Annotated in this window: 27 protein-coding genes; 18 read left to right on the top strand and 9 right to left on the bottom strand. The window is 72.4% G+C overall.

Annotated features, from left to right (window positions below; translation table 11 throughout):
* The first annotated feature begins 63 nt into the window (after nt 1-63).
* Complete coding sequence (locus tag IE269_RS03085; protein WP_189821094.1) at nt 64-840, top strand: hypothetical protein; 777 nt, start codon at nt 64-66, stop codon at nt 838-840.
* A gap of 23 nt (nt 841-863) precedes the next feature.
* Here the strand turns inward: IE269_RS03085 and IE269_RS03080 are convergent, their stop codons facing one another.
* Both IE269_RS03080 and IE269_RS42955 read right to left on the bottom strand, forming a co-directional pair.
* On the bottom strand, nt 864-2,129 hold the full coding sequence (locus tag IE269_RS03080; protein WP_189821093.1) for a hypothetical protein: 1,266 nt from the start codon (nt 2,127-2,129) through the stop codon (nt 864-866).
* Between the two features lie 148 nt (nt 2,130-2,277).
* The gene (locus IE269_RS42955; protein WP_308436934.1) at nt 2,278-3,564 is read right to left on the bottom strand and encodes a hypothetical protein; all 1,287 of its coding nucleotides are present in this window, start codon (nt 3,562-3,564) and stop codon (nt 2,278-2,280) included.
* 86 nt (nt 3,565-3,650) lie between these two features.
* Here IE269_RS42955 and IE269_RS03070 point away from each other — a divergent pair, with 86 nt between their 5' ends.
* The 4 genes from IE269_RS03070 to glmM all read left to right on the top strand — a co-directional run bounded on the left by IE269_RS03070 (nt 3,651) and on the right by glmM (nt 8,091).
* Nucleotides 3,651-5,270: an ABC-F family ATP-binding cassette domain-containing protein gene (locus IE269_RS03070; RefSeq protein ID WP_189821092.1), complete on the top strand. Its 1,620-nt coding sequence runs from the start codon at nt 3,651-3,653 to the stop codon at nt 5,268-5,270.
* Between the two features lie 228 nt (nt 5,271-5,498).
* On the top strand, nt 5,499-5,942 hold the full coding sequence (gene rplM, locus IE269_RS03065) for a 50S ribosomal protein L13 (RefSeq protein ID WP_189821091.1): 444 nt from the start codon (nt 5,499-5,501) through the stop codon (nt 5,940-5,942).
* Nucleotides 5,943-5,987: 45 nt separating this feature from the next.
* Nucleotides 5,988-6,512, top strand: coding sequence for a 30S ribosomal protein S9 (gene rpsI / locus IE269_RS03060; RefSeq protein WP_189821090.1), 525 nt, complete (start codon nt 5,988-5,990; stop codon nt 6,510-6,512).
* Nucleotides 6,513-6,732: 220 nt separating this feature from the next.
* Nucleotides 6,733-8,091: a phosphoglucosamine mutase gene (glmM, locus tag IE269_RS03055; RefSeq protein ID WP_189821089.1), complete on the top strand. Its 1,359-nt coding sequence runs from the start codon at nt 6,733-6,735 to the stop codon at nt 8,089-8,091.
* A 72-nt stretch (nt 8,092-8,163) separates the two neighbouring features.
* On the opposite strand, the gene coaA is transcribed toward glmM, so the two are convergent.
* Nucleotides 8,164-9,153 carry a type I pantothenate kinase gene (gene coaA / locus IE269_RS03050; RefSeq protein ID WP_189821088.1) on the bottom strand — a complete coding sequence of 330 codons (990 nt, stop codon included), beginning with the start codon at nt 9,151-9,153 and terminating at the stop codon, nt 8,164-8,166.
* 216 nt (nt 9,154-9,369) lie between these two features.
* Between coaA and IE269_RS03045 the strand changes: the two genes are divergently transcribed.
* Genes IE269_RS03045 through IE269_RS03035 form a run of 3 tightly spaced genes read left to right on the top strand, consistent with a single transcriptional unit; the run spans nt 9,370 to nt 12,458 of the window.
* On the top strand, nt 9,370-10,170 hold the full coding sequence (locus IE269_RS03045; protein ID WP_189821087.1) for a hypothetical protein: 801 nt from the start codon (nt 9,370-9,372) through the stop codon (nt 10,168-10,170).
* 43 nt (nt 10,171-10,213) lie between these two features.
* Nucleotides 10,214-12,061 carry a glutamine--fructose-6-phosphate transaminase (isomerizing) gene (gene glmS, locus IE269_RS03040; RefSeq protein WP_189821086.1) on the top strand — a complete coding sequence of 616 codons (1,848 nt, stop codon included), beginning with the start codon at nt 10,214-10,216 and terminating at the stop codon, nt 12,059-12,061.
* Between the two features lie 28 nt (nt 12,062-12,089).
* Complete coding sequence (locus tag IE269_RS03035; RefSeq protein ID WP_189821085.1) at nt 12,090-12,458, top strand: holo-ACP synthase; 369 nt, start codon at nt 12,090-12,092, stop codon at nt 12,456-12,458.
* Between the two features lie 287 nt (nt 12,459-12,745).
* Here IE269_RS03035 and IE269_RS03030 read toward each other — a convergent pair whose 3' ends face one another.
* The 4 genes from IE269_RS03030 to IE269_RS03020 form a co-directional block, all read right to left on the bottom strand.
* Entirely contained in the window at nt 12,746-13,834 is a 1,089-nt protein-coding gene (locus tag IE269_RS03030; RefSeq protein WP_189821084.1) for a YncE family protein, read from the bottom strand.
* Between the two features lie 188 nt (nt 13,835-14,022).
* Nucleotides 14,023-15,141 carry an RNA-guided endonuclease InsQ/TnpB family protein gene (locus IE269_RS03025; RefSeq protein WP_308436933.1) on the bottom strand — a complete coding sequence of 373 codons (1,119 nt, stop codon included), beginning with the start codon at nt 15,139-15,141 and terminating at the stop codon, nt 14,023-14,025.
* 45 nt (nt 15,142-15,186) lie between these two features.
* Complete coding sequence (locus tag IE269_RS42950; RefSeq protein ID WP_308436932.1) at nt 15,187-15,309, bottom strand: helix-turn-helix domain-containing protein; 123 nt, start codon at nt 15,307-15,309, stop codon at nt 15,187-15,189.
* A 153-nt stretch (nt 15,310-15,462) separates the two neighbouring features.
* Nucleotides 15,463-15,630, bottom strand: a complete 168-nt coding sequence (locus IE269_RS03020; protein ID WP_189821083.1) for a hypothetical protein — start codon at nt 15,628-15,630, stop codon at nt 15,463-15,465.
* Nucleotides 15,631-15,793: 163 nt separating this feature from the next.
* Between IE269_RS03020 and IE269_RS03015 the strand changes: the two genes are divergently transcribed.
* The gene (locus IE269_RS03015) at nt 15,794-17,275 is read left to right on the top strand and encodes an NAD(P)H-hydrate dehydratase (protein WP_189821082.1); all 1,482 of its coding nucleotides are present in this window, start codon (nt 15,794-15,796) and stop codon (nt 17,273-17,275) included.
* Between the two features lie 42 nt (nt 17,276-17,317).
* Here IE269_RS03015 and IE269_RS03010 read toward each other — a convergent pair whose 3' ends face one another.
* Nucleotides 17,318-18,154 carry a L,D-transpeptidase gene (locus IE269_RS03010; RefSeq protein WP_189821081.1) on the bottom strand — a complete coding sequence of 279 codons (837 nt, stop codon included), beginning with the start codon at nt 18,152-18,154 and terminating at the stop codon, nt 17,318-17,320.
* Between the two features lie 410 nt (nt 18,155-18,564).
* Between IE269_RS03010 and alr the strand changes: the two genes are divergently transcribed.
* The 4 genes from alr (at nt 18,565) to IE269_RS02990 (ending at nt 22,513) form a co-directional block, all read left to right on the top strand.
* The gene (alr, locus tag IE269_RS03005; protein ID WP_189821371.1) at nt 18,565-19,773 is read left to right on the top strand and encodes an alanine racemase; all 1,209 of its coding nucleotides are present in this window, start codon (nt 18,565-18,567) and stop codon (nt 19,771-19,773) included.
* A 113-nt stretch (nt 19,774-19,886) separates the two neighbouring features.
* A complete protein-coding gene (locus IE269_RS03000; protein WP_189821080.1) occupies nt 19,887-21,236 on the top strand; it encodes an alpha/beta fold hydrolase in 1,350 nt (449 codons plus the stop codon).
* Nucleotides 21,205-21,744 (top strand): tRNA (adenosine(37)-N6)-threonylcarbamoyltransferase complex ATPase subunit type 1 TsaE, encoded by a 540-nt coding sequence (gene tsaE / locus IE269_RS02995; protein ID WP_189821079.1) that lies wholly within the window; start codon nt 21,205-21,207, stop codon nt 21,742-21,744. The genes IE269_RS03000 and tsaE overlap by 32 nt, the downstream gene beginning before the upstream one ends.
* A 199-nt stretch (nt 21,745-21,943) precedes the next feature.
* Nucleotides 21,944-22,513 carry a hypothetical protein gene (locus IE269_RS02990; RefSeq protein ID WP_189821078.1) on the top strand — a complete coding sequence of 190 codons (570 nt, stop codon included), beginning with the start codon at nt 21,944-21,946 and terminating at the stop codon, nt 22,511-22,513.
* 44 nt (nt 22,514-22,557) lie between these two features.
* Here IE269_RS02990 and IE269_RS02985 read toward each other — a convergent pair whose 3' ends face one another.
* A complete protein-coding gene (locus tag IE269_RS02985) occupies nt 22,558-22,752 on the bottom strand; it encodes a hypothetical protein (RefSeq protein WP_189821077.1) in 195 nt (64 codons plus the stop codon).
* A gap of 240 nt (nt 22,753-22,992) precedes the next feature.
* On the opposite strand from IE269_RS02985, the gene tsaB reads away from it, so the two are divergent.
* The 5 genes from tsaB (at nt 22,993) to IE269_RS42945 (ending at nt 26,677) form a co-directional block, all read left to right on the top strand.
* On the top strand, nt 22,993-23,646 hold the full coding sequence (gene tsaB, locus IE269_RS02980; RefSeq protein ID WP_189821076.1) for a tRNA (adenosine(37)-N6)-threonylcarbamoyltransferase complex dimerization subunit type 1 TsaB: 654 nt from the start codon (nt 22,993-22,995) through the stop codon (nt 23,644-23,646).
* Between the two features lie 44 nt (nt 23,647-23,690).
* Nucleotides 23,691-24,161: a ribosomal protein S18-alanine N-acetyltransferase gene (rimI, locus tag IE269_RS02975; RefSeq protein WP_189821370.1), complete on the top strand. Its 471-nt coding sequence runs from the start codon at nt 23,691-23,693 to the stop codon at nt 24,159-24,161.
* Nucleotides 24,158-25,276, top strand: coding sequence for a tRNA (adenosine(37)-N6)-threonylcarbamoyltransferase complex transferase subunit TsaD (tsaD, locus tag IE269_RS02970; protein WP_189821075.1), 1,119 nt, complete (start codon nt 24,158-24,160; stop codon nt 25,274-25,276). The genes rimI and tsaD overlap by 4 nt, the downstream gene beginning before the upstream one ends.
* Nucleotides 25,273-25,536 carry a hypothetical protein gene (locus IE269_RS02965; RefSeq protein ID WP_189821074.1) on the top strand — a complete coding sequence of 88 codons (264 nt, stop codon included), beginning with the start codon at nt 25,273-25,275 and terminating at the stop codon, nt 25,534-25,536. The genes tsaD and IE269_RS02965 overlap by 4 nt, the downstream gene beginning before the upstream one ends.
* Before the next feature lie 121 nt (nt 25,537-25,657).
* Nucleotides 25,658-26,677 carry a hypothetical protein gene (locus tag IE269_RS42945; protein ID WP_229897421.1) on the top strand — a complete coding sequence of 340 codons (1,020 nt, stop codon included), beginning with the start codon at nt 25,658-25,660 and terminating at the stop codon, nt 26,675-26,677.
* The last annotated feature ends 157 nt before the right edge of the window (nt 26,678-26,834 follow it).

Here is a 26,834-nt window from a genome sequence, read left to right as displayed (position 1 = left end):
ATTGTCAGTGGGCTGTGCGAAGGTGTTTTCAGACATCGACTCGGGTGGCGTACGGGGGCTGTGATGACGGGGGCGAAGAAGAGCGGGGTGTGGGTGCTGCTGGTGGCAGTGGCACTGTTCGCGGCGCTGGTCGTGCCGCGGGTCCTGTCCAAGGAGGGCGAGGACCGGCCGTCCCAGGCGGCCGGGGTGTCGCTGGGCGTGCCCAAGAAGTCCGGGGAGGGCGCGGCCAAGGGGTCGCCCGACGCGGCCAAGGGCGGCGGTGGGCCGGTGCCGGGGAGTTCGGGGGCCGGTGAGGCCTCGGGGGACGGTTCCGGGGGCGAGGAGCGGGAGGCGGACCGGGCGGCGATCGGGGAGGCCTTCGCGGCCGTCCGCGCCGGGGACTGCCTGGCCCTCTTCGACACCGGCGGCGGCTGGAACACCCGGATACCCCAGAAGGTCGGCTGCGGCGGGGACGCCGGGCTGACCCGGGTCAGCGCGGTGCGGTCCGGGTGGAGCGCCTGCCCCACGGGGGACGGTCTGTCGTACGTGGTGCACCGCTCCGACAAGGGCAAGCGGGTGCTGTGCCTGACCCGGCAGTACAAGGCCGGGTACTGCGTGCTCGCCGAGAAGGGCACCGGGGCGGCCGGGGCGACCATGCGGCTCGGGTCCATGACGGCGGTCGACTGCAAGTCGAAGAAGCTCGTCAAGCCCTACGACACCGTGCTGCACATCACCGGGGTGTACGGGCCGGGGACCGGTCGGACCGGGTGCAGCCGGGCCGTCGACGACAAGACCTTCTACTGGTTCTGGCGGGTGAAGGGGGACGACACCCTGCTCTGCACGATGGTCTACCAGGGCTGAGCCCCCGCCCCCCCGGCGGCCCGTCAGCGTCGGGTGGCCGCCCAGAGGACCACGCCGGTCGCGGCCAGGGCGACGAAGGTGATGCTGCCGAGCGCGTAGAGGAAGGGGAACCAGAGCAGGGCGAGCAGGGCGCAGTACCCGGCGGCCAGTACGGAGATGCCCAGCTGGATGCGGGCGGGACCGTGGTGGTTGAGGCGGACCAGGACGGCCAGGAAGACCGCGGTCCACAGGGCGGCGCGGGGCTGGTCGAAGGTGAGGACGCGGGCGATGTCGCTGATGACGCCGTACGCGCTCTGCTGCACCAGGTCGGCCTGGAGGTTGGCGATGTCGCGCAGTGCGGTGGAGCCGCCGGCGGCGCGCTGGACCTCGGTGAGGTTGTGCACCGAGGTCCGGTAGAACTCGTACACCGCGAGCAGGGTGAAGCCCAGCGCGTGCAGGGTGCCGGTGGTGAAGCCGGTGGCGCGGGCGCGGTACCGGGCGCGGCGCTGGTCCGGGGTCGGGGCCGCGGCGAGGGGGGCCTGCTCGGGGGCGTCGTCGGGCTGCTGGCGGTGCTGGCTGAAGTGCGGGGTGGCGGTGCCGGTGCCCGTGCTGATGCCGGGGTACGGGGTGTGGGCCCAGGCGCGGCCCGGGTCGGTGGGCGGGGTGCGGGTGTCCTGGTGCGCCGGGGCCGGGGCTGCGGCGGGGGACGAGGCGGTGGCGCGCCGGGGAGCGGGGCGGGCGGTCCAGGTGGTGCCGGAAGCCGGGGCGGGGCGCGAGGCCGGTGCGGGGCGGGCTGCCGGGACCGGGCGGGCGGTCGGGGTGGGGGGTTGCGGGGTGGCGGGGGACTGCTGGTGCGGGACGGCCTGGGGCCAGCTGCGGCGGGGCTTGGCGGTGCTCAGCTCGGTTGTGTGGGACTCGGGGGCCGGGGTGGCGGTGTCGGGCTTGGGGGTGGGCTTGGGTTCCGGCTTGGGGGTGGGGTCGGCCTTGGGCTTGGGTTCGGGGGTGGGGGTTTTGCGGAGGGGGAGTTCGGGGCGGGTGGGCTTTCGCGGGGTTTCCGGGCGGGGTGGGCGGCTCTGGGTGGAGGTTGGGCGGTCGGGGGTGGCTCGAGGGTGCTGCGGCGCGGGCTCCGGGCGCTGCTGCTCGGGGGCCGGGCGGTCGGTTGTGGGCGCGGGGCGCTTGGGGGTGGGGCTGGACGGGGTGGTGTCCGTCGGGGAGCGGTCCTCGGGGGCGGGTTTTGAGGACTCGGCGGGGGGCCGGGGTGGGGCAGGGGTGTCCGGTGTGCGCTGTTCTTCGTTCCTGCCCGTGTTCATGTGCTCCAGCTCCCCGATGGCGGCGGCCCTAGTTGCGGCCCGGCGACAGGGTAGTCAGGGGGCGGATGGGTCGCCAGGGGCGGGCCGGGGCCTGTACGGCATCGGCACAGGCCCCGGCGGTGGACGACGGGCTCCGGCGGGGTGGTTGTCAGCTGCTGGCGGTGGTGTCGGCGGTGGCTGCGGCGGAGGCCTGGACGCGGCCGCGTTCGACGATGCGCAGGAAGGTGTACTTCGCCGCGTCGTCGCCGAGGGCGAAGACGTTCTTGTCCTTGGGGGTGACGTTGCGCTTGTTGTCGGTGAAGCCGCTGACGGTGAAGTAGGCGTAGCGGCCGTAGGAGTTGGCGGTCTTGCGGCAGATCGTGCCGTTGCGGCAGAAGGTGGGGACGCCGGAGCCGGGGAGGGAGGCGACGCCGTCCTTCACCTGGTTCTTGGCCTTGAGGGCCTGGGCCTCGGTGGGGAAGACCGCCACGCCGACGGTGACGGCCGCGCCGTCCTTGGTGAAGGTGGCGCGGATGAGCTGGGTGCAGCCGTTGGCGTTGAGGATGCCGCCGAGGTTGCCCTGGGTGCCCGAGGCGCAGTCGGTGACGCGGTTCGTGGCGCCCTTGGGGTAGGTGCGGCCCTCCAGGGTGAGGGAGTTGCCGGGGAAGAGGGTGTCGGCGCTGAGGGGGGCCTTGTCCTTCTCGGCGCTGGAGATGAACTCCTTGGGGTCCGGCGGGGGCGGGGGTGCGACCGGGGAGAAGGACGGGGTCGGGGCGCCGGGGTCGGTGGGGAGGGACTCCGGGGAGGGCAGGGAGGTGTTCTTGCCGTCGGAGGGGGAGGTGCCGGAGGAGACGATCGCGGTGGTGACGAGGGCGGCGACGGTGAGGGTGGCGAGGAGGGCGCCGCCGATGTAGAGGAGGCGTTTGCGGCGGGTGCGGGTGGTGGCGGCGTCGGCGAGGGCGGACCAGTCGGGGGTGGGGGTGGTGGGGGTGACCTGGGCGGTCGGGCCTTGTGGGGCGTGTGGGGCGTGTGGGGCCGCGTAGGGGTTGTGCGGGGTCGGGGTGTGCGGGGCGCTGAAGGGTGCGGCGGTGTCGGGGGTGGGCCGGGGGGTGCCGGGCTGGGCCGGGAGCGGGAGGGGCCGCCCCCCTTGCCCGCCCGTTCCGCCCCCGGGGGGCGGCCCCGCCGCCCAAGGAGGGCTGGCGAAAGCGGGAGCCGCAGGGGGGCTGGCGGAAGGGGGGCCGGCGGGAGCGCCAGGCGGAGTCGGCCCCGCCGCCCAAGGAGGGCTGGCGGCAGGCAGGCCGGCGGAAGGGGGACCGGCGGGAGCGGGTGCGGCGGCCGGAGGTGGGGTGGGCGTGGGGGGTGGGCCGAAGTGGCCCTGGGGGGTGGGTGGTTGAGGGGTGCCGTGAGGGGGGTTTGCCCCGGGGGCGTCCGAAGGTCCCCCATGCCCGATGCTCATGGGGCGCATCCTAATGACACCGGCCCCCGTGGTACCCGGGCGTAAAGCGGTTGGGGCGGGGAGGGGCGGGCGGTGAGAATGCCCGTATGGGACATCTTGAGGTCGGACACGTCGAGTACTACTTGCCGGACGGGCGGGTGCTGCTCGGTGACGTCTCGTTCCGGGTGGGCGAGGGAGCGGTCGTCGCGCTCGTGGGGCCCAACGGGGCCGGGAAGACCACGCTGCTGAAGATCATCGCCGGGGAGATCCAGGCCCACGGCGGGTCGGTCACCGTGAGCGGTGGGCTCGGGGTGATGGGGCAGTTCGTGGGGTCCGTGAGGGACGAGCGGACGGTCCGGGATTTGCTGGTGTCCGTCGCGCAGCCCCGTATCCGAGAAGCCGCCGCCGCCGTCGACAAGGCCGAGACGGCGATTCTGGAGCGGGACGACGAAGCCGCGCAGATGGAGTACGCCCAGGCGCTGAGCGACTGGGCCGAGGTCCAGGGGTACGAGGCCGAGACCGTCTGGGACATGTGCACCATGGCCGCGCTCGGGGTCCCGTACGAGAAGGCGCAGTGGCGGGAGGTGCGCACGCTCAGCGGCGGCGAGCAGAAGAGGCTCGTGCTGGAGGCGTTGCTGCGCGGCCCGGACGAAGTGCTGCTGCTCGACGAGCCGGACAACTATCTGGACGTGCCCGGCAAGCGGTGGCTGGAGGGCAAGCTCAAGGAGACCCGGAAGACGGTTCTCTTCGTCAGCCACGACCGGGAGCTGCTGTCGCGGGCGGCGGAGAAGATCGCCAGCGTGGAGCCGGGGCCGACGGGGTCGGAGGTCTGGATCCACGGCGGCGGGTTCGACACGTATCACGAGGCCCGCAAGGAGCGCTTCGCGCGCTTCGAGGAGCTGCGCCGGCGCTGGGACGAGAAGCACGCGCAGCTGAAGAAGCTGGTGCTGAACCTGCGGCAGGCGGCCTCGATCAGCCATGAGCTGGCGTCCCGGTACGCGGCAGCCCAGACGCGGCTGCGGAAGTTCGAGGAGGTCGGGCCGCCGCCGGAGCCGCCGCGCGACCAGGACATCCGGATGCGGCTGCGCGGCGGGCGCACCGGGGTGCGGGCCATCACGTGCGAGGGCCTTGAGCTGACCGGCCTGATGAAGCCCTTCGACCTGGAGGTCTTCTACGGGGAGCGGGTCGCCGTCCTCGGGTCGAACGGCTCCGGCAAGTCGCACTTCCTGCGGCTGCTGGCCGGGGACGACGTCCAGCACACCGGCATGTGGAAGCTGGGCGCGCGGGTCGTGGCCGGGCACTTCGCGCAGACGCACGCGCACCCGGAGCTGATGGGCCGCACGCTTGTCGACATTCTGTGGGCCGAGCACTCCAAGGACCGGGGCGGCGCGATGTCCGTGCTGCGGCGGTACGAGCTGGAGGGCCAGGGCGACCAGAGCTTCGACCGGCTGTCGGGCGGCCAGCAGGCCCGCTTCCAGATCCTGCTGCTCGAACTGCGCGGGACGACCGCGCTGCTGCTCGACGAGCCGACGGACAACCTCGACCTGGAGTCGGCGGAGGCCCTCCAGGAAGGTCTTGAGGCGTACGAGGGGACCGTGCTCGCCGTCACGCACGACCGGTGGTTCGCGAAGTCCTTCGACCGCTACCTGGTCTTCGGGTCGGACGGGGTCGTACGGGAGACGCCGGAGCCGGTCTGGGACGAGCGGCGGGTGGAACGGGCGAGGTGAGCGGGTGGGGCGACGCGTTTTGACCCGTACGGGGTGGCGCGGGTAGTCTCGACTGTTGTTATACGTATGGCCGCTGCCCTCACCGGCGAAAAGCGGACCGTGCGTAGGTTCCCTGGAGCAGTTACCAGTGGCTCGCATACGGGCTCGATCCCGGCAGTGTGGGCCCCAGCTGCATGATCGCTTCAGGTGTGTCTGGTTTCCATCCACTGAAGAAGCGAAGGCTACGAAGTGCGTACGTACAGCCCCAAGCCCGGCGATGTCACTCGCCAGTGGCACATCATCGACGCGCAGGACATCGTCCTGGGCCGTCTGGCGACCACGGCTGCGAACCTCCTGCGAGGCAAGCACAAGCCGACCTATGCCCCGCACATGGACATGGGTGACTTCGTCATCATCATCAACGCCGACAAGATCCACCTGTCGGGCAACAAGAAGACCCAGAAGATGGCGTACCGCCACTCGGGCTTCCCGGGCGGTCTGCGCTCGATGCGCTACGACGAGCTCATGGAGAAGAGCCCGGAGAAGGCCGTCGAGAAGGCCATCAAGGGCATGATCCCCAAGAACACCCTCGGCCGTCAGATGCTCTCGAAGCTCAAGGTCTACGCGGGCGACACCCACCCGCACGCTGCTCAGCAGCCGGTCCCGTTCGAGATCACCCAGGTCGCGCAGTAGTTCCGGCCACCCCCCTAAGACGTACAGAAAGATCTGAGGAGAATCGTGGCCGAGACCACTGTTGAGACGCCCGTCGAGGGTACCGAAGAGGAGACCTTCGCGGAGGTCACCACCTTCGAGTCCGAGGTTCCCGTCGAGGGCGAGTACACGAGCGAGTCGCTCGCCGGCCGCTTCGGCGACCCGCAGCCCGCCGCCGGCCTTGGCCGTCGCAAGAACGCCATCGCCCGCGTCCGGATCGTTCCGGGCACCGGCAAGTGGAAGATCAACGGGCGTACGCTCGAGGACTACTTCCCGAACAAGGTCCACCAGCAGGAAGTCAACGAGCCCTTCAAGGTGCTCGAGCTGGACGACCGCTACGACGTCATCGCCCGCATCTCGGGTGGCGGCGTGTCCGGCCAGGCCGGTGCGCTCCGTCTGGGTGTCGCCCGTGCGCTGAACGAGGCCGACGTCGACAACAACCGCGCCACGCTGAAGAAGGCCGGCTTCCTCTCCCGCGACGACCGTGCGGTCGAGCGCAAGAAGGCCGGTCTCAAGAAGGCCCGCAAGGCGCCGCAGTACAGCAAGCGCTAATCACGCGCCTGCCCGTACCGCTCACGCGGTGCGGCTGCTGCATCACGGCATCACCGTTCGCCCCGGTGGCACTCTCGTGCCACCGGGGCGTTCGTTTAGTTCGACTTATAACCCTTTTCTGACGCTTATTGGACTCTCTCGGGCGTATAACGGGCACGAAACGCTCAGAGCCTGTTGCGGGTCGCGTTTTCGAAGCACGACGGCATTTCGGAGGACAGCTGTGGGACGACTCTTCGGCACGGACGGTGTGCGCGGCGAGGCCAATGCGGATCTGACGGCGGAGCTGGCGCTCGGTCTGTCGGTCGCGGCCGCGCACGTGCTCGCCGAGGCGGGCACTTTCGCGGGCCATCGGCCGACGGCAGTGGTGGGACGGGACCCGCGGGCGTCGGGAGAGTTCCTGGAGGCCGCCGTCGTGGCGGGTCTGGCGAGCGCGGGCGTGGACGTCCTGCGCGTCGGTGTGCTGCCCACCCCCGCGGTGGCGTATCTCACCGGTGCGCTGGGCGCCGACCTCGGCGTGATGCTCTCCGCCAGCCACAACGCGATGCCCGACAACGGCATCAAGTTCTTCGCGCGCGGCGGCCACAAGCTGGCGGACGAGCTGGAGGTGCGCATCGAGAACCTCTACGAGCAGCACCGCAGCGGCGAGGCCTGGGACCGTCCGACCGGTGCGGGCGTCGGCCGGGTCACCGACTACGACGAGGGCTTCGACAAGTACATCGCCCACCTCATGGGCGTGCTGCCGAACCGTCTCGACGGCCTGAAGGTCGTCCTCGACGAGGCGCACGGCGCGGCCTCCCGCGTCTCCCCGGAGGCGTTCGCGCGCGCCGGGGCCGAGATCATCACCATCGGCGCGGAGCCCGACGGCCTCAACATCAACGACGGCTACGGCTCCACCCACATGGAGCGCCTGCGCGCCGCCGTGGTCGAGAACGGCGCCGACCTGGGTGTCGCGCACGACGGTGACGCCGACCGCTGCCTGGCCGTGAACCACAAGGGCGAAGAGGTCGACGGCGACCAGATCCTCGCCGTGCTGGCGCTCGCCATGCGCGAGGCCGGTCAGCTCCGCAAGAACACCGTCGTCGGCACGGTCATGTCCAACCTCGGCTTCAAGCTGGCCATGGAGGGCGAAGGCATCGATGTCGTGCAGACCGGCGTCGGCGACCGCTACGTGCTGGAGTCGATGAAGGAGCACGGCTACGCGCTCGGCGGCGAGCAGTCCGGGCACGTCATCGTCCTGGACCACGCCACGACCGGCGACGGCACGCTGACCGGCCTGATGCTGGCCGCGCGCGTCGCCGCCACCGGCCGCAGCCTCGCGGACCTCGCGGGCGTCATGAACCGGCTGCCGCAGATCCTCATCAACGTGCCGGATGTCGACAAGTCCCGCGTCGCCACCTCGCCGGAGCTGTCGGCCGCCGTGGCCGACGCCGAGCGCGAGCTGGGCTCCACCGGCCGGGTGCTGCTGCGCCCCTCGGGCACCGAGCCGCTGGTGCGCGTGATGGTCGAGGCCGCCGACATCGACCAGGCGAAGGCCGTCGCCGGCCGCCTGGCGGACGTGGTCAAGTCCGCGCTGGGCTAAGGGTTGTGAGCGGTACGTGAGAGGGCCCGGCCGGAAGCGATTCCGGCCGGGCCCTCTCACGTACCGGAGCTTCTAGAGCTTGCGCAGGGAGAGGCGCTGGACCTTGTGGTCGGGGCCCTTGCGGACGACCAGGGTGGCGCGGCCGCGGGTGGGGGCGACGTTCTCCAGGAGGTTGGGGCGGTTGATGGTGCGCCAGGTGTTGCGGGCGTAGTCGAGGGCTTCTTCCTCGGAGACCTGGGTGTACTTGCGGAAGTACGAGAAGGGGTTCTGGAAGGCGGTGGCGCGGAGCTTGCGGAACCGGTTGAGGTACCACTGCTCGATGTCCTCCTCGCGCGCGTCGACGTACACCGAGAAGTCGAAGTAGTCGGCGAGCGCGACGCGGGTCTTGCCGTCGCTGCCGGGCAGGGCGGGCTGAAGGACGTTGAGGCCCTCGACGATGAGAATGTCCGGGCGGTGCACGGTGAGGCGCTCGCCGGGGACGATGTCGTAGATCAGGTGGGAGTAGACGGGGGCGGTGACCTCGTCCTTCCCGGCCTTCACGTCGGCGACGAAGCGGGTCAGGGCGCGGCGGTCGTACGACTCGGGGAAGCCCTTGCGGGCGGTCAGGCCGCGCTTCTCCAGCTCGCGCATCGGGTAGAGAAAGCCGTCGGTGGTGACCAGCTCGACGCGCGGGTGCTCGGGCCAGCGGGCCAGCAGCGCCTGGAGGAGGCGGGCGACCGTGGACTTGCCGACGGCGACGCTGCCCGCGACTCCTATGACGAAGGGGGTGCCGCGCTGGGCGCCCTTCTCGCCGAGGAAGGTGTTGAGGGCGCCGCGCAGATTGCCGGTGGCTCCGACGTACAGGTTCAGGAGGCGGGAGAGCGGGAGGTAGATGTCGCGCACCTCGTCGAGGTCGATGACGTCGCCCAGACCGCGCAGCCGCTCGACCTCCTCCGCGGTGAGGGGCAGCGGCGTCTTCTCGCGCAGGGCGCTCCACTCGGCGCGGGTGAGGTCCAGGTAGGGGGAGGACTCGGACCGCGTCCGGTGGGAGCTTCGTGGCGGCGAAGTGATCACGTACTCCATTGTCGGGGGTGGGGCGGGGATGTCGCGGGGTGGGAGGGGTGGGGTGGGTCACGTGGGGGGTGGGGTTGTACGGGGGCGCGTCTCGATCCGGGGGAGGTGGGGTTGCGCGGGGGTCACGATCTTGGGGGAGGGCTGCCGGGGGCCGTAATTCGGTAGGTCGCAGGGGTGCGGGGGACCTAGATTCCAGGGCGTCGCTCCGACCTAAGGAAGATCTTCATGCGCCGAGCCCTGTTCCGTCGTACCGCTGTGGCTGCCGTGTCCGTGGCCTCGCTGACCCTGCTGGTGGGGGCCTGCGGTGCGGACAAGCCCGCCGCGCAGGCTTCGGGCGCGCCCGCCGGGGGCGGCTCGGACGCTCCCGGGAAGGGGCAGGAGCCCGCGGCCAAGGCGCTGACGGCGGCCGAGCTGGAGAAGGTCGCCCTGGCGGAGGGGGACGTGGCCACGCACATGATCGCCGCGGGCAAGCCGGCCGACAACGTGCCGGCCGGGTCCGTCAAGGTCGACAAGCCGCAGTGCGCGCCGCTGGCGGACGCCATGGTGGCGGCCGCGCCGGGGAAGCCGGGCGCCTCCGTCGTGCGCAAGGCCATCGAGAAGCCCGCCAAGATGAAGCTCGACCCGGGAGCGTCGGCGGAGGAGAAGGCCAGGGCGGGCCTGGGCGCGCTGACCCAGCCGGTGACCGTGCAGCGGCTCGCCTCGTACGACGGCAAGGGCGCCCAGGAGGCGTTCGCGGCCCTCGACAAGGCGGGCAAGGACTGCGCGGGCGGCTTCGACGGCGTGCAGGCCGGGGACAAGATCAAGATCGCGAAGGTCACCCCGGACACCGTGACCGGCGGCGACGAGGCGCGCGGCTGGACCTTCGACATGAAGGCGCAGGGCCCGGACGAGTCGGACGTCGTCATGAAGCTGGCCGTGGTGCGCAAGGGTGGGGCGCTCTCCACCTTCTACACGTTCAGCCTGGGCGGCACGGTGAAGAAGCAGCCGGTGCCGGTGATCGAGGCACAGATCAAGAAGCTCGGCTGAGGGTTCCCGGGGTTTCGGCCCCGCCCGACTTACGCTGCCCCTTATGTGCGGAATCGTGGGATATGTCGGTGGGCAGTCGGCGCTGGACGTCGTGACGGCGGGGCTGAAGAGGCTGGAGTACCGGGGGTACGACTCGGCGGGGGTCGCCGTCCTCGCGGACGGCGGGCTCGCGGCGGCGAAGAAGGCCGGGAAGCTGGTCAACCTGGAGAAGGAGCTGGTGGAACGGCCGCTCCCGGTCGGCGGTACGGGCATCGGGCACACCCGGTGGGCGACCCACGGGGGGCCGACCGACGCGAACGCCCACCCGCACCTGGACGGTGCCGGGCGCGTGGCGGTCGTACACAACGGGATCATCGAGAACTTCGCCGCCCTGCGGGGAGAACTGGCCGCGCGCGGGCGGGAGTTGACGTCCGAGACCGACTCGGAGGTGGTGGCGCACCTGCTGGCCGAGGCCTTCTCCGGGTGCGGGGACCTCGCGGAGGCGATGCGGCGGGTGTGCGGGCGGCTGGAGGGGGCGTTCACGCTCGTCGCCGTGCACGCGGACGTGCCGGACCTGGTGGTGGGGGCGCGGCGGAACTCCCCGCTCGTGGTGGGCGTTGGAGAGGGTGAGTCCTTCCTGGCGTCGGACGTCTCCGCGTTCATCGCCCACACGCGGTCCGCGATCGAGCTGGGGCAGGACCAGGTGGTCGAGCTGCGCCGGGACGCGGTCACCGTCACCGATTTCTCCGGCGTGCCCGCGGACGTACGGGCGTACCACGTGGACTGGGACGCCTCGGCGGCCGAGAAGGGCGGCTACGACCACTTCATGCTCAAGGAGATCGCCGAGCAGCCGAAGGCGGTCGCGGACACGCTGCTGGGCCGGATCGGCGCGGGCGGGCTGCTGGAGCTGGACGAGGTGCGGATCGCGGAGTCCGTGCTGCGGGAGGTCGACAAGGTCGTCGTGGTCGCGTGCGGGACGGCCTTCCACGCGGGGATGATCGCCAAGTACGCCGTCGAGCGGTGGGCGCGGGTGCCCTGCGAGGTGGAGCTGGCCAGCGAGTTCCGCTACCGGGACCCGATCCTGGGCGCGCGGACGCTGGTGGTCGCGATCTCGCAGTCCGGCGAGACCATGGACACGCTGATGGCGCTGCGGCACGCCCGGGAGCGGGGGGCGAAGGTGCTGGCCGTCTGCAACACGAACGGGTCGACGATTCCCCGGGAGTCGGACGCGGTGCTGTACACCCATGCGGGGCCGGAGGTGGCGGTCGCCTCGACGAAGGCCTTTCTGACGCAGCTGGTGGCCTGTTATGTGGTGGCGCTGTATTTGGGGCAGGTGCGGGGGAGTGTGGGGGAGGGTGAAGTCCGGGGTGTGGTGCGGGAGTTGGCGGGGATCCCCGAGGCCCTGGAGGGCGTACTGGCGACGATGGAGCCGGTGCGTGAGCTGGCGCGGTCGCTGGCGGGGCAGGACACCGTGCTCTTCCTGGGGCGGCACGTCGGGTACCCGGTGGCGCTGGAGGGGGCGCTGAAGCTCAAGGAGCTGGCGTACATGCACGCGGAGGGGTTCGCGGCCGGGGAGCTGAAGCACGGGCCGATCGCGCTGGTGGAGGAGGGGGTGCCGGTGGTGGTCGTGGTGCCTTCGGTGCGGGAGCAGGCCGTGCTGCACGGGAAGGTCGTGTCGAACATCCAGGAGGTACGGGCGCGGGGGGCGCGGACGGTGGTGATCGCGGAGGAGGGCGACGAGACGGTCGTGCCGTACGCGGACCGGCTGATCCGGGTGCCGCGGACGTCTACGCTTCTTCAGCCGTTGGTGACGACGGTGCCGTTGCAGGTGTTCGCGTGCGAGCTGGCGACGGCGCGGGGCAATGAGGTGGACCAGCCGAGGAATCTGGCGAAGTCCGTGACGGTCGAATGAGCTGGAACGAAGGGGCTGGGGTGCGGAAGTGATTGTTGGGGTCGGGATCGACGTGGCGGAGATCGAGCGGTTCGGGGCGGCGTTGGAGCGGACGCCGCAGATGGCTGAACGGCTTTTTGTGGAAAGGGAGTTGATGCTGCCGAGCGGGGAGCGGCGGGGGGTGGCGTCGCTGGCGGCCCGCTTCGCGGCGAAGGAGGCCCTCGCCAAGGCGTTGGGGGCGCCGGCGGGGCTGCTGTGGACGGATGCGGAGGTGTACGTGGAGGAGTCGGGGCAGCCGAGGCTGCGGGTGAAGGGGTCGGTGGCGGCGAGGGCGGAGGCGTTGGGGGTGAAGGGGTGGCATGTGTCGTTGAGCCATGATGCGGGGGTGGCTTCGGCGGTGGTGATTGCGGAGGGGTGAGGGGCCCTCGGGCCGGGCGGGGGCGGGGTTGGGGTTGGGGGCTGGGCTTGGGTCACAGGCCCCCGGTGTGGGGGTGGGCCGGGGGCCGGTGGGGCTAGGCCGGTGCCCTGGGTGCGGGCAGGGGGCGGTGTCCGGGTGGGCCCGGATCGGGCGGCCGCCCCCTTGCCCGCCCGTTCCGCCCCCGGGGGGCGGCCCCGCCGCCCAAGGGGGCTCGGCGGAAGGGTGCCGCCCAAGGGGGCTAGGGGAGTGGGAGGGGGCACCGCCCAAGGGGGTGGAGGGCCCGCCCGTCAGGCAGGGGTGCGCCCCGTGCGGCGGCGGGCGGCCATGGTGATCGCGCCGAGGGCGGTCAGGGCGATTGCCGCGCCGCCCAGGGGGAGCGCCGGGCTGCCGGTGGCGGCCAGGGGGCCCGTGGTCGAGCCGCCCGGCCCGCCGACGCTGCCGCCTCCACCCGGCCCGCCGACCGTGCCGCCGTCGCCGCCGACCGTGCCCGCACCGGACGTGTCGCCGCCCGTGGTGCCGGCGGTGGAGGTGTCGCCGCCGGCGGTCCCTTCCGTACCGGAGGAGCCGGAGCCGTCGGAGCTGCCGGAGCCGCCGACCGTGCCGGTGCCACCTGTGGTCTCCGTACCGCCGGAGCCGTCCGAGCCACCAGAGGTGTCGGACCCGCCCGTGGAGTCCGACCCACCGGTCGTGTCGGTGCCGCCCGTGGTGTCGGTGCCGCCGGACGTGTCCGTACCTCCAGACGTGTCCGTACCCCCGGACGTATCCGTACCCCCCGCCGTCACCGTCAGCAGCGCCCCCGTCGTCCGCACCGTCCCCACCGGGTTGGTGAAAGCGGCGCGGTAGAGGGAGCCGGATTGGGCGGGGGTCGTGGGGAGGGTCAGGGTGGGGGTGGTGGCGTTCGGTACCGGGGTCCAGGTTTTGCCCTGGTCGGGGCTGGTTTCCCAGGAAATGGCAGGCGCCGGGTGGGCCGTGGCGGCGGTGAAGGTGGCCGGTGTGCCGGCGGGGACCGTGACCGGGGCCGGGTTCGTGGTGGGGGTGGCCGCCGTCTGGCGGACGGTCTGGGTGACCGTTCCCGAGGCGACCGAGAAGAGGGTGTGGCGGGTGGGGTCGAGGGCGAGGGCCGCGGGCTGGTTGCCGGTGGGGAGGGTGTCCGTGACCTTGCCGGTCTTCAGGTCGACGGCGGCGACCGTCCCGGCGGTGGTCCGGGCGACGTACAGGGTCTGGGAGGCGGCGTCGTGGGCCATGGCCTTGGGGTTGCCGCCGACCGTCAGGGTGCCGGTGACCTTGTTGGCCTTGAGGTCGACGGTGAAGACGGTGCCGACGCCGAGGTTGGCGACGTAACCCGTGGAGGTGGCGGGGTCGACGGTGACGCCCATGCTGCCGAGTGCGGTGGTGCCCAGCTCCAGGGTGCCGGTCGCCTTGCCGGTGGCGCCGTCGACGGCGGTGAGGGTGTTGCTGTAGACGGTCGTGCCGTCGACGGACTGGCTGTTGATGTGCGTGGTTTGACATGCAACCCCTTCCCGAAGGGAGGGGATTCTGGCCTTCCGGGCCCGTTGCTGTGCCGCTACGCGGCACGGTTTTCGGGCCTGGATTCCTTGGCTTCCTGTTTCTTCGCGTCGTGCCGGGACCTTCGGTCCTTGGTCTTCTCGTCGCTCCGCAGGCGTTTTGGGTCTCCGTGGTGTCCCTCGGCGACCTTGAGCTGTTGGTTCAGGGTGTGCAGCCGTCTTCCTTCTTGGCGGGTGTTGTCGGCGGCGTTGGTGTCCCGGTCGTGGACGGTCCCGCAGCCCTCGCAGGTCCAGGTGCGGACGTGCAATGGTTTGGGCCCGTCGATGCGGTGGCAGACCGAGCACCGTTGGGAGGACGGGAAGAACCGTCCGACCTGCTGGAAGACGCGCCCGTACCGGGCCGCCTTGTATTCGAGCATGGCCAGGAAGCTGGACCAGCCCGCGTCGTGGATCGACTTGGCGAGGTTGCCGCGTGCCATGCCTTGCACGTTGAGTGTCTCGGCGTAGATCGCTTGGTGTTCGCGGACCAGCCGGGAGGACCACTCGTGGTGGAAGTGGTGGCGGGCGTCGGCGACCTTCGCGTGCTGGCGGGCCAGCGCGCGGCGTGACTTCTCCTTGTTCTTCGAGCCCTTCTGTTTGCGGGCATGCCCGCGCTGGAGCTTGCGGAGCTTCTTCTCCGCCCGGCGCAGGAACCTGGGAGAGGCGATCTTTTCCCCGGTGGACAGGACGGCGAAGTGGTTCAGCCCCATGTCGAGGCCCACTTCCCGACCGGACACATCCTCGACGGGCCAGCGGTCCGCGTCGGCCTGCGGGTCGGTTTCGATCACGAAGGACGCGAAGAACCGTCCCGACGCATCCTTGATGACAGTCACCGTGGAGGGGACGGCAGGCAGCGTCCTGGACCAGCGGACCGGGATGTCGCCGATCTTCGGCAGGGACAGCAGCCCCTTGCCGGTGATCTTCCAGCGGGCGTTCGCGGTGAACCGGACCGACTGCCGCCTGTCCTTGAGGGACTTGAACGACGGCGGACCCGCCCTCGGGTCTTTGCGTTTGCCCGAGCGAGAGTCGAAGAACGCCCGGTACGCACCTTCCAGGTCGCGCAGCGACTGCTGGAGCACCACCGCGGACACCTCACCCAGCCAGGACCGCTCCGCCCGCTTCTTCCCCTGGGTGATCACCGTCTTGGACAGGTCCCCGGCCGTGACCCACGGCAGCCCAGCCGCTTACGCGGCACGGCGCAGCGCGAGGGCATCGTTGTAGACCACCCGGGCGCAGCCGAACGCCCGCGCCAGCAACACCTGCTGAAACGGGGACGGTTCGAGCCGGAAGGAATACCGCAACTGCATGACACCGGAGCCTAGACATCCGCGCCCTACTCGAAGACATATCCCTCATATGTCACCCGATCCGGTGATCGCTCGTAACCTCTGGTGTACTTCATCGTCGGCGCGATGGCCGGTGCACCGGGAATGGATGCCGATAGCCGGTGCGGGAGGCGGTCACGTGGTGCGGGCGGCGGTGTTCGGGGCGGTGAGGGAGAGGTTGTACGTCTGGCCGCCCTCGACGGTGGTGCGGTTCGCGGTCGCGGCGGAGGCGGGGGAGGCCAGGGCGGCGGTGAGGGCGAGGGCGCCGAGGAGGGGGAGGACGGCACGGGCGGTTCTGGACATGGCGGGAGGACCCTTCGGCAGGCACGGGCAGATGTGGTTGGTTAGGTTAGGCAAACCTAAGTAAAAGAATGATCGCGCGTCAACCTGCCTGCATGTGCGGCGACTTGAGCGGGGGTGTTTCCGTGCCGGGCGCCGGTGCGGCCTCTGCGGCAGACTCGGAGGCATGCGTACTGCACACCGTGTCGAGACCGTGAGGACCGCCGAGCGGGAGGCCATGGCCAGGCTTCCCGAGGGTGCGCTGATGCAGCGCGCCGCCGCCGGACTGGCCGCCGCCTGCGCCGACCTGCTGGACCGCAGGGTGTACGGGGCCAGGGTCGTGCTGCTCGTCGGCAGCGGCGACAACGGCGGCGACACGCTGTACGCGGGGGCCAGGCTCGCCCGGCGCGGGGCCGGGGTGACGGCGGTGCTGCTCGCCCCCGACCGTACGCATGCCGGTGGACTCGCGGCGCTGCGCACGGCGGGCGGGCGGGTGCTGACCGGCCCGCACGACGGCGTCGACGGAGACGTCGTCGGACGGCACGGCGCCCACGAGGTCCTGGCCCGCGCCGACCTCGTACTCGACGGGATCGTCGGCATCGGCGGGCGCGGCGGCCTGCGCGAGGAGGCGGTTCCGCTGGCGCGGGCGGCCCGCGCCTCGGGGGCCGTGGTGGTCGCCGTGGACCTGCCCAGCGGCGTCGACGCGGACACCGGCGAGGTCGCGGGGGAGTGCGTGCGGGCGGACGCGACGGTGACGTTCGGGGCGTACAAGCCGGGACTGCTCCTCGACCCGGCGCGCACGTACGCGGGGGTCGTGCGGCTCGTCGACATCGGGCTGGACCTGGGGGTCCCGGCCGACGTGGAGGCCCTCCAACACGCGGACGTGGCACGGCTGTTGCCGGTGCCGGACGCCGAGAGCGACAAGTACCGGCGCGGGGTCGTCGGGATCGTCGCCGGGTCGGCGAAGTACCCGGGGGCGGCGGTGCTGTGCGTCGCCGGGGCGCTGCACGGCGGGGCCGGCGCGGTCCGCTGCGTGGGCGGCGGCGGGGACGCGGTCCTCGCCCGTCACCCCGAGGTGCTGGTGCACGACGGGACACCGGGCGGGGCGGGCCGGGTGCAGGCCTGGGTGATCGGACCCGGCCTGGACGACGGGGTGGCGGGGGCGCTGGACGAGGTGCTGGCCTCCGACGTGCCGGTGCTGGTCGACGCGGACGCGCTGGGGGCGCTCGATCCGGTTGCGGTACGGGGGAGGGGCGCGCCGGTGGTGCTCACCCCGCACGCGGGCGAGGCGGCGCGGCTGCTCGGGGTCGCGCGGGAGGAGGTCGAGGGGCGGCGGCTCGACGCGGCGCGGCGGCTGGCGGCGCGGTACGGGGCGACGGTGCTGCTCAAGGGGTCCACGACGGTGGTGGCGTCGGATGCGTCCGCAGTGCCGGTGCGGGTCAACCCGACGGGGACGCCGTGGCTGGCGACGGCGGGGAGCGGGGATGTGCTGGCGGGGGTGATCGGGTCGCTGCTGGCGGCGGGGCTCGCGCCGGTGGACGCGGCGTCGGCGGGGGCGTATCTGCACGGGCTGGCGGGGCGGCTGGCGGCGCGGGGGGTGCCGGTGGCGGCGGGGGATGTTGCGGAGGGGGTGCGGGGGGCTTGGGGGAGCGTGGTGGGGGCCCGGTAGGGGGGCGGCCCCGCCGCCCAAGGGGGCGGCGGGGTGAGCGGGTCAGCCCTCGGTCGGGGAGAGGGGGGTGTTCAGGGTCCAGGTGACCGGGATTTCCTCGCTGCCGGAGTACTTGGCGATCAGTTCCTCGTCCGTGAGGCGGTGCGCGTCCCGGTAGCGGACGTTGGTGCCCGGCTTCGCGCCCCAGACGTAGAGGCGGCTGCCCACGCCCAGCTTCTTCCAGAGGCGTTCCGCGTCCTCGACGTAGAGGTTCACGCAGCCGCCGGAGCCCGCCTCGAAGAGGTCGCCGTACGTGCCGTGCAGTGCCTGGCCGCCGCTGAAGAACTGGCTGTACGGCATCGGCGCACCGTCGTAGATGGTGGAGAAGTGGTCCTTGTGACGCCAGTACACCCGGTGCCAGCCGACCCGCGTCTCCAGGCCCCGGATGCCGCTGCGGATCGGCACCGGCGCGAAGGTGACCTTCTTGCCGACCTGCACCCACAGGAGCTGGCGGCGCAGGTCCACGCAGGTCACCGAGTAGCTGCGGACCGGGCACTTGCCCGCCGCGTTCGGGTTCTTGCGGGCCTCGCGGACCAGCAGGAGGCCGTGCGTCTGGGCGGTGGCCCGGCCGTCCGCCGGGTCGATGTTCAGCTGCTGCTGGAGCTTGCGGATGGCCACGCAGTCCGCGGCCGACTGCTTGCCGTCGACCTTGAGCCGCAGCTTGCGCTCCAGTTCCTTCTGGTACGGGCCCGTGGGCGCCGTGCACGGGGGCTCCGGGGCGCTCAGCGCGGCCGGTACGGCAGTGGGCGCGGCGACGGCCGCCGTGGCGGGCAGGGCGGTGAGTGCGACGGCGGCGACACCGGCCAGGGCGGTCAGACGGGAGAGGGGGGCGCGCTTCATGGTTCCTCAGCTCCTCCAGCGTGCGCGGATCCGCATGCGGCGGACGGCATGCGGCGGACCGGCGGAATGGGGCCCTGCGGTGACGCGGGAACGGGCCCTTCGGTTAGGTCCATCGGGCGGCCGCCGGGCCCGCTCCGCCAGGCACGGCCTGCCGAGCGGGTGAAAGTGCGGGCCGAATGTGTGACGTTCCGTGAGAAGGCGCGTACACGGCGGCACGTGGCGTCGGTCACGCCCGGGTGCCGCCCGGTCCGTCGGACCGGCCTTGTCGTACCCCTCTGCGAGACTTGGTGGCGATGACCGTGAAGACCGAGACCGTGACGACCGCGGCGACCGGTGCGCCCCTCCCCGCGCCGAGCGCCGCCCCGCACGGCGTGCCGAACGGCGTGCCGAACGACGTGATGAGCCAGGCGATGACCCAGTCGGTGACCCAGGGCCCTGCGATGCGGGCCCGCGCCGAGATCGACCTCGCCGCGCTCCGCGCCAACGTCCGCACGCTGCGCGAGCGCGCCCCGCAGGCCGCGCTGATGGCCGTCGTGAAGTCCGACGCGTACGGGCACGGGGCGCTGCCCTGCGCCCGCGCCGCCCTTCAGGCCGGGGCGACCTGGCTCGGCACGGCGACCCCGCAGGAGGCGCTCGCCCTGCGCGCCGCCGGGATCACCGAGGCCGACGCCCGCGTCATGTGCTGGCTGTGGACGCCGGGCGACCCGTGGGCCGAGGGCATCGAGGCCGGTCTCGACATGGGCGTCAGCGGAATGTGGGCACTGGAGGAGGTCACCGCCGCCGCCCGCGCCCTGGGCCGTACGGCGAGGATCCAGCTCAAGGCCGACACGGGCCTGGGGCGCAACGGCTGCCAGCCCGCCGACTGGCCCGCCCTGGTCGCCGCCGCCCGCGCTGCCGAGGCCGAGGGCCTGGTCAAGGTCACCGGCCTGTGGTCGCACTTCGCGTGCGCCGACGAGCCCGGCCACCCCTCGATCGACCTCCAGCTCACCGCGTTCCGCGAGATGGTCGCGTACGCCGAGAAGCAGGGCCTGGACCCCGAGGTGCGGCACATCGCCAACTCCCCGGCCACGCTGACCCTCCCGCACGCCCACTTCGACCTGGTGCGCACGGGCATCGCGATGTACGGGGTCTCCCCGAGCTCGGAGCTGGGCACCCCCGCCGAGCTGGGCCTGCGCCCGGTGATGCGGCTCGTCGCCTCGGTCGCGCTGGTCAAGGAGGTCCCCGCCGGGCACGGCGTCAGCTACGGCCACCACTACGTCACCGAGCGGGACACCACCCTCGGCCTGATCCCCGTCGGGTACGCGGACGGCATCCCCCGCAGCGCCTCCGGGCGCGGCCCGGTGCTGGTCGGCGAGCGGTGGCGGCGCGCCCGGGGACGTATCGCCATGGACCAGTTCGTGGTCGACCTCGGCGGGGAAACGGTCGAACCGGGGGCACAAGCCGTCCTGTTCGGCTCGGGCGAGCGGGGCGAGCCGACCGCGGAGGACTGGGCGCAGGCGGCGGACACGATTGCGTACGAGATCGTCACGCGCATCGGCGCACGCGTTCCGCGCGTCCTGGTGAACGAGAGCCCTTTGAACGAGAGCCCTTTGGACGAGGACCCGGCCCGGGACCGGTAGCCGCTCGGTGGAGCCGTGCACCTGGACCCGTGGGCGGGAGCGTTGGATGATCCCGTAGATCCGGCGGACCGGTGGACTCCGGTCGGCCGACAGGCACCAGCGAGGAGCGGCACGTGAGCAGGAGCAGCGCGGAGGGCGTCGCCGCCGCGGCACGCACGGCGGCCGACGCGGCGGCCCCCGGCAACTGGCGCCGGGCGGGACTCGCCGGGGCCGCGATAGGCGTGATCGCCGCCGGAGCGGCGGCGGGCGTGGCGGTCGAACGGCTCACCGTCGGGCGGGGGATGCGCAAGAAGGCCCGGCTCGCCCTGGACGCGGCGGGCCCGTACGGGGCGCTGCGCGGCACCCCGGGCACGGCGCTCGCCGACGACGGCACGGAGCTGTACTACGAGGTGGACGACCCGAGGGGCGAGGGCACCGGGACGGTGCCGGCGATCGGCGGCCAGCCGTCGGGCGAGTCCCGCAACGGCAGCAGCGCCAAGGGCAGCAGCGCCAACGGCAGCAGCGCCAAGGGCGGCAGCGCCGGGGGCGGCGGCAAGGGCAAACCCCGCCGCAAGCTCTTCGGGCGCACGGCCACGCCCCCCGTCACCGTCGTCTTCAGCCACGGCTACTGCCTCAACCAGGACTCCTGGCACTTCCAGCGCGCCGCCCTGCGCGGTCTCGTGCGCACCGTGCACTGGGACCAGCGCAGCCACGGCCGCTCCGCGCGCGGCTCCGCGCAGGCCGACGGCGAGCAGATCACCATCGACCAGCTCGGCCGGGACCTGAAGGCGGTCATCGACGCGGCCGCCCCCGAGGGGCCGTTGGTGCTGGTGGGGCACTCGATGGGCGGCATGACGGTGATGGCACTGGCCGACCAGTACCCGGAGCTGATCCGCGAGCGGGTGCTCGGCGTTGCGCTCGTCGGCACGTCGTCGGGGCGGATGGGCGAGGTCAACTTCGGGCTGCCAGTCGCGGGGATGAACGCGGTGCGCCGTGTCCTGCCGCGCGTGCTGCGTGCGTTGGGTTCGCAGGCGGAGCTGGTGGAGCGGGGGCGCAGGGCCACGGCCGACCTGTTCGCGGGGATCGTCAAGCGGTACTCGTTCGGGTCGCGCGACGTCGACCCGGCGGTGGCCCGGTTCGCGGAACGGCTGATCGAGGGCACGCCCATCGACGTGGTCGCCGAGTTCTACCCGGCCTTCCAGGACCACGACAAGACGGCCGCGCTCCAGCACTTCGCGCAGCTCCCGGTGCTCGTCCTGGCGGGTGCGAAGGACCTGGTCACGCCCAGTTCGCACAGCGAGGCCATCGCCGCGCTGCTGCCGGACGCCGAGCTGGAGATCGTCCCCGACGCGGGCCATCTGGTGATGCTGGAGCACCCGGAACTGGTCACCGGCCGGCTGGAGGACCTGCTGGGTCGGGCGGGGGCCGTGCCGCCCACTACCGTTGGGGAGCATGGACGCACCGCACAGCAGCGGGGCCGCTGAGAACGGCCCGGTCACCACCTCTCACTCCGTCACCGTCATCTCCCCCGCCGCCATGGGGGACCTGGGGCGCGCGCTCGCGAAGCTGCTGCGTCCCGGCGACCTCGTGATGCTCACCGGCGAACTCGGCGCGGGCAAGACCACGCTGACCCGGGGCCTCGGCGAGGGCCTGGGCGTGCGGGGTGCCGTCACCTCGCCGACCTTCGTCATCGCCCGGGTGCACCCGCCGCTGGGCGAGGGGCCCGCGCTGGTGCACGTGGACGCGTACCGCCTCGGCGGCGGCCTGGACGAGATGGAGGACCTCGACCTGGACGTCTCGCTGCCCGACTCGGTGATCGTCGTGGAGTGGGGCGACGGCAAGGTCGAGGAGCTCTCCGACGACCGGCTGCACGTCGTCATCGACCGCGCGACGGGCGACACGGACGACGACGTACGGAAGGTGCGCCTGACCGGCATCGGCGCGCGCTGGGCGGACACCGACTTCGCCGACCTGGCGGGCCTCGGCGGCTGACGCCCTGCCCCGGCCCGGGTGCACGGCTCCGGGGCCGGGGCCGGCCGCGCCGCGCGGCATCCTCCGGGCCCGGCCCGGGTGCGCGAAACGCCCGTTCCCGGCGGAAGCACGGCGTCCGGGCGGGCCGTGCCGCTGCTGCTACCGTCACGACAAGTCATGCGGGGACTTGACCGAAGCGTTGATCGAAAGGTGCAGCAAGGTGGCTAGCAGCAGCTCGGGAATCGTGGCCGGGCTCACCGCGGGGGCACTCGCCGTCGTCGGCTTCCTCGCCTACCAGGCGTCGGCGAACGTACCCGACTCGGTGTCCAGGCCCAGCGCGTCCACCGCGCCCACCCAGCCCGGCGCCAAGGAGAAGGCCAAGCCGCGCTCACCGCTGGAGCTGCCCGCCGACTCGGGCAAGGGAACCCGCGTGGTGTATTCGCTCTCCGGCAAGCGGATCTGGCTGGTGGACTCCGAGGCCAAGCCGGGCACCAAGCCGCCGACCTTCGTGGTCGCGCCGAGCGCGGTCAGCCCGACGCCGGACACCTATCGCGTGACGACCCGCTCGAACCGGATCACCGGATCGGACGGCAAGCCCGTGGAGCACGTGGTGCGGTTCGCCAACGTCGACGGGGTGACGATCGGCTTCAGCGCCGCCGTCGACGGCACGATGCCGACCCCGGGCGTCAAGCCGCAGGAGGGCACGGGCGCGGTGCGGCTGAGCCGCGAGGACGGCTCGAAGGTCTGGGAGTTCGCGACGGGCGGCGTCAAGGTGGTCGTCGTTCCGTAACCCCCGGACCCGATCAACCCGGTTAACCCGGTTAAGGGGACTTCCTAAGCGGCTTCGCGCCGCCCGGCGGTCCCCTTCTCGGTGTCCGGGGACGCGGCGGTCTCCCGGGGCGGGGTCGACACCGCCGTGGCCGCGGCGCAGGACGCGAGCAGGGCGCTCATGGAGACAGGCGCGACGGGAGCCGGGGCGGGGGCGGCAGACGTCATGGGCTTCTCGACTTCTCGTTCCGGTGCCGACATGGACGCCTCCTGGGGCGGCGGGAGCGACGGGAGCAGGCGCAGCGGGATGGTGGTTAGGTAGACCTAACCTGTGTCTCAAGTCCCATGTGACCATGCCGCGCACCCCCGATGCAACATCTTCCCGACACGTTGTCGGAATGTACGGGGAGAACGGACGGCGCGGCGCCGGAGTTCCCGGCGGCCGACCGGCCCCTGTGGACGGACGCCGTGTCCGTCTCCCACGGGCCGTAGGCTGTTCGTGTGCTCCTGCTCGCCGTTGATACCGCCACCCCCGCCGTCACCGTCGCCCTCCACGACGGGGACTCCGTCGTAGCCGAGACCACCCGCGTCGACGCCCGAAGGCACGGGGAACTGCTGCTGCCCCTGATCGACGAGACCCTCCGCACGGCGGGCCTGAAGCTCGACGCCGTGACCGGACTGGTCGTGGGCGTCGGCCCGGGACCGTACACCGGACTGAGGGTCGGCCTCGCGACCGCCGAGACCTTCGGCTTCGCGCTCGGCGTGCCCGTGCACGGCCTGTGCACGCTGGACGCCCTCGCGTACGCCACCGAGCTGGAGGGGCCCTTCGCGGTGGCGACGGACGCCCGCCGCAAGGAGGTCTACTGGGCCCGGTACGACGACGCGCGCACCCGCACCACCGAGCCCGCCGTCGACCGCCCCGCCGAGATCGCCGAGTCCCTCGCGGGCCTGCCCGTCGTCGGCGCGGGCGCGCTCCTGTACCCCGAGGCCTTCCCCGAAGCCCGCGAGCCCGAGAACGTGTCGGCGGCGGCCCTCGCCTCGCTCGCCGCCGAGAAGCTGGCCGCGGGAGCGGACTTCCTGCCGCCGCTGCCCCTCTACCTGCGCCGCCCCGACGCCCAGGTGCCGAAGAACTACAAGGTGGTCACCCCCAAGTGACCGCCGCCTCCGCCGAGCAGACCGGGGCCGCCGTCCTGCGCGAGATGCGCTGGTGGGACATCGATCCCGTACTGGAACTCGAACACGAGCTGTTCCCCGAGGACGCCTGGTCGCCGGGGATGTTCTGGTCCGAGCTGGCGTACGCGCGCGGCCCCCGCGCCACCCGCCGGTACGTCGTCGCCGAGGATCCCGCGACCGGCCGCCTCGTCGGGTACGCGGGCCTGGCCGCCGCCGGCGACCTCGGCGACGTACAGACCATCGCGGTCGCCCGCGACCAGTGGGGCACCGGCCTCGGCGCCCGCCTCCTCACCGACCTGCTCAAGCACGCGACCGCCTTCGAGTGCGCCGAGGTGCTGCTCGAAGTGCGCGTCGACAACACGCGCGCCCAGCGGCTCTACGAACGCTTCGGCTTCGAGCCGATCGGCTTCCGCAAGGGCTACTACCAGCCGGGCAACGTCGACGCCCTCGTGATGCGCCGTACGACGACCGAAGAGACAGAAGAGATCCAGCCATGAACCTTGTCAGCGGTATCGACGAGCCTTTGGTCCTCGGCATCGAGACCTCCTGCGACGAGACCGGCGTCGGCATCGTGCGCGGCACGACGCTGCTCGCCGACGCGGTCGCCTCCAGCGTCGACACGCACGCGCGCTTCGGCGGAGTCGTCCCCGAGATCGCCTCGCGCGCGCACTTGGAGGCGATGGTCCCGACCATCCAGCGCGCCCTGAAGGACGCCGGAATCGCCGCCTCCGACCTGGACGGCATCGCGGTCACGGCGGGCCCGGGGCTCGCGGGCGCACTGCTGGTGGGCACGACGGCGGCCAAGGCCTATGCGTACGCACTGGGGAAGCCCCTGTACGGGGTGAACCATTTGGCCTCGCACATCTGCGTCGACCAGCTCGAACACGGCAAGCTCCCCGAGCCGACCATGGCGCTGCTGGTCAGCGGCGGGCACTCCTCGCTGCTGCTCGCCCCGGACATCACCTCCGACGTCCGCCCGATGGGCGCGACCATCGACGACGCGGCCGGCGAGGCCTTCGACAAGATCGCCCGCGTGCTGCACCTCGGCTTCCCCGGCGGCCCGGTCATCGACCGGCTCGCGCGCGAGGGCGACCCGAAGGCGATCCACTTCCCGCGCGGTCTCACCGGCTCGCGCGACCCGGCGTACGACTTCTCCTTCTCCGGCCTGAAGACCGCCGTGGCCCGCTGGATCGAGGCCAAGCGGAACGCGGGCGAGGAGGTGCCGGTGCGCGACGTCGCCGCGTCCTTCCAGGAGGCGGTCGTCGACGTACTGACCCGCAAGGCCGTCCGTGCCTGCAAGGACGAGGGCGTCGACCACCTCATGATCGGCGGCGGGGTCGCCGCGAACTCCCGGCTGCGGGCCCTCGCTGCCGAGCGCTGCGAGAAGGCGGGCATCAAGGTGCGCGTCCCGCGTCCGGGCCTGTGCACGGACAACGGGGCGATGGTCGCCGCCCTCGGCGCGGAGATGGTGGCCAGGGGCCGGGCCGCCTCCGACTGGGACCTCTCGGCGGACTCCTCGCTTCCGGTGACGGAGCCGCACGTACCGGGGCACTCGCACTCGCACTCTCATGACCACGTTCACGAGATCAGCAAGGACAACCTCTACTCATGACCGTCGCGCTGATGTGGGAGGCCCGTGCCGTCGACGGCCGCGGGCCCGAACTCCTGGAGTGGGCCTACGCCCAGGCGGAGGTCCTCGCCACCGCGCCGTTGCGCCGCGAGATCCTCCGGGCGCCCCAGGACCGGGTCCTGGTCATCACCTGGTGGGATGCTCCCTACGATGCGGAGCTGCCCGAACTCCCGGAGCCGGACGGGGAGTTGATCACCCGGGCCGTGCACCGGTGGCGGTTCGAGTCGGTCGAGCGGGACTGAGGGGCCCGGCTTGGGCCGTTCGGCTGACTAGCGAGTGGCGTTAACCGCTTTTCGGACAATTCGACTTGAGACTCGGCGATGCCAGGGGTCACCCCCGCTCGTCGAGAAAGTGAGTCGTCGCATGTCCGTATCGCAGCTGAAGGTGGCCCGGGCCGGGCTGGGCGCAGTGTCCGTGGGGATCGCGCTCGCGGTGTGCACGCCGACCGCTTCCGCGTCTGTTCCCGCCCCCGCTTCCCCCGTTGTTCCGGCCACCTTTGCCTCCGCCGCCCACGGGGTCGGCGGGAAGGTGACGGCCCGGCACGGGCAGTTCGTACGGGAGCACGCCACTTCGTCGTCGCGGAAGATCGGTTCGTACCGCGGTGGTGCGATCGTCCGCCTCGCCTGCAAGGTGCGCGGCCAGAACATCCACGGCAACAACATCTGGTACAAGCTGTGGGACCGCTCGGGCTGGCTGAGCGCCAAGTACGTGCAGAACTTCGGGTACGTCAACTGGTGCGGCCACGGCCACCGCGCGCTCGCGGGCGGCGACGGGCCGGGCAAGCCGGGCGGCACTCACAAGCCGAACTGCCACTGCAAGGGCGAGAAGGGTCCTGCGGGGCCTGCGGGCAAGGACGGCGCTCCCGGTCCGGCCGGGGCTGCGGGGCCTGCCGGTCCTGCCGGTCCTGCCGGGCCGAAGACCAGCCCGAAGGACTGGACGCCCGAGGAGAAGGCCGAGATGAAGGGCGAGAAGGGCGACCCGGGAACGCCCGGTGGGCCGAAGGGCGACAAGGGGGACAAGGGCGATGCCGGTGCTCCCGGCGCGGCGGGCACGGCGGGTCCGGCCGGACCCGCCGGACCTGCGGGACCCGCGGGGCCTGCGGGCGCCAAGGGCGACACGGGCAGCATCGGCACCCCGCAGGTCGTGAAGACCGAGTACTCGGTACCCGCCAGCTCCACCCGGAACAAGTTCACCAGCCCGGCCTGCCCGGCCGGCACCCAGATCATCAGTGGCGGCTACTACCAGGGCGACGGCTGGGGAGAGGGCCTCAGCAAGCTGGACGACTACCCGGACATCACCGACAACCTCTACCGGGTGGGCGTCAACAACACCTCGACCGACGTGAAGACGATGACCGTCTACGGCGTCTGCCTCCCCGCCTGACCGACTCCGCCTTCCCTTCGCGGGCCGCTTCCGGAAGACCTTCGGGTCTCTGGCAGCGGCCCGTTCGTGTGGGGGACGGTGCCGGGGTTGAGCCGGACGACGTACAAAGCGCGTTTCTTTACCCGCTTTTATGACAAATGCGCCGATGCTCGTGCGG

Origin of the sequence: Streptomyces spiroverticillatus (assembly GCA_014650415.1) — a bacterium.
In the GTDB taxonomy this organism is placed as follows: Bacteria; Actinomycetota; Actinomycetes; order Streptomycetales; family Streptomycetaceae; genus Streptomyces; species Streptomyces spiroverticillatus.
This window is presented reverse-complemented; position numbering and strand designations above follow the sequence as displayed.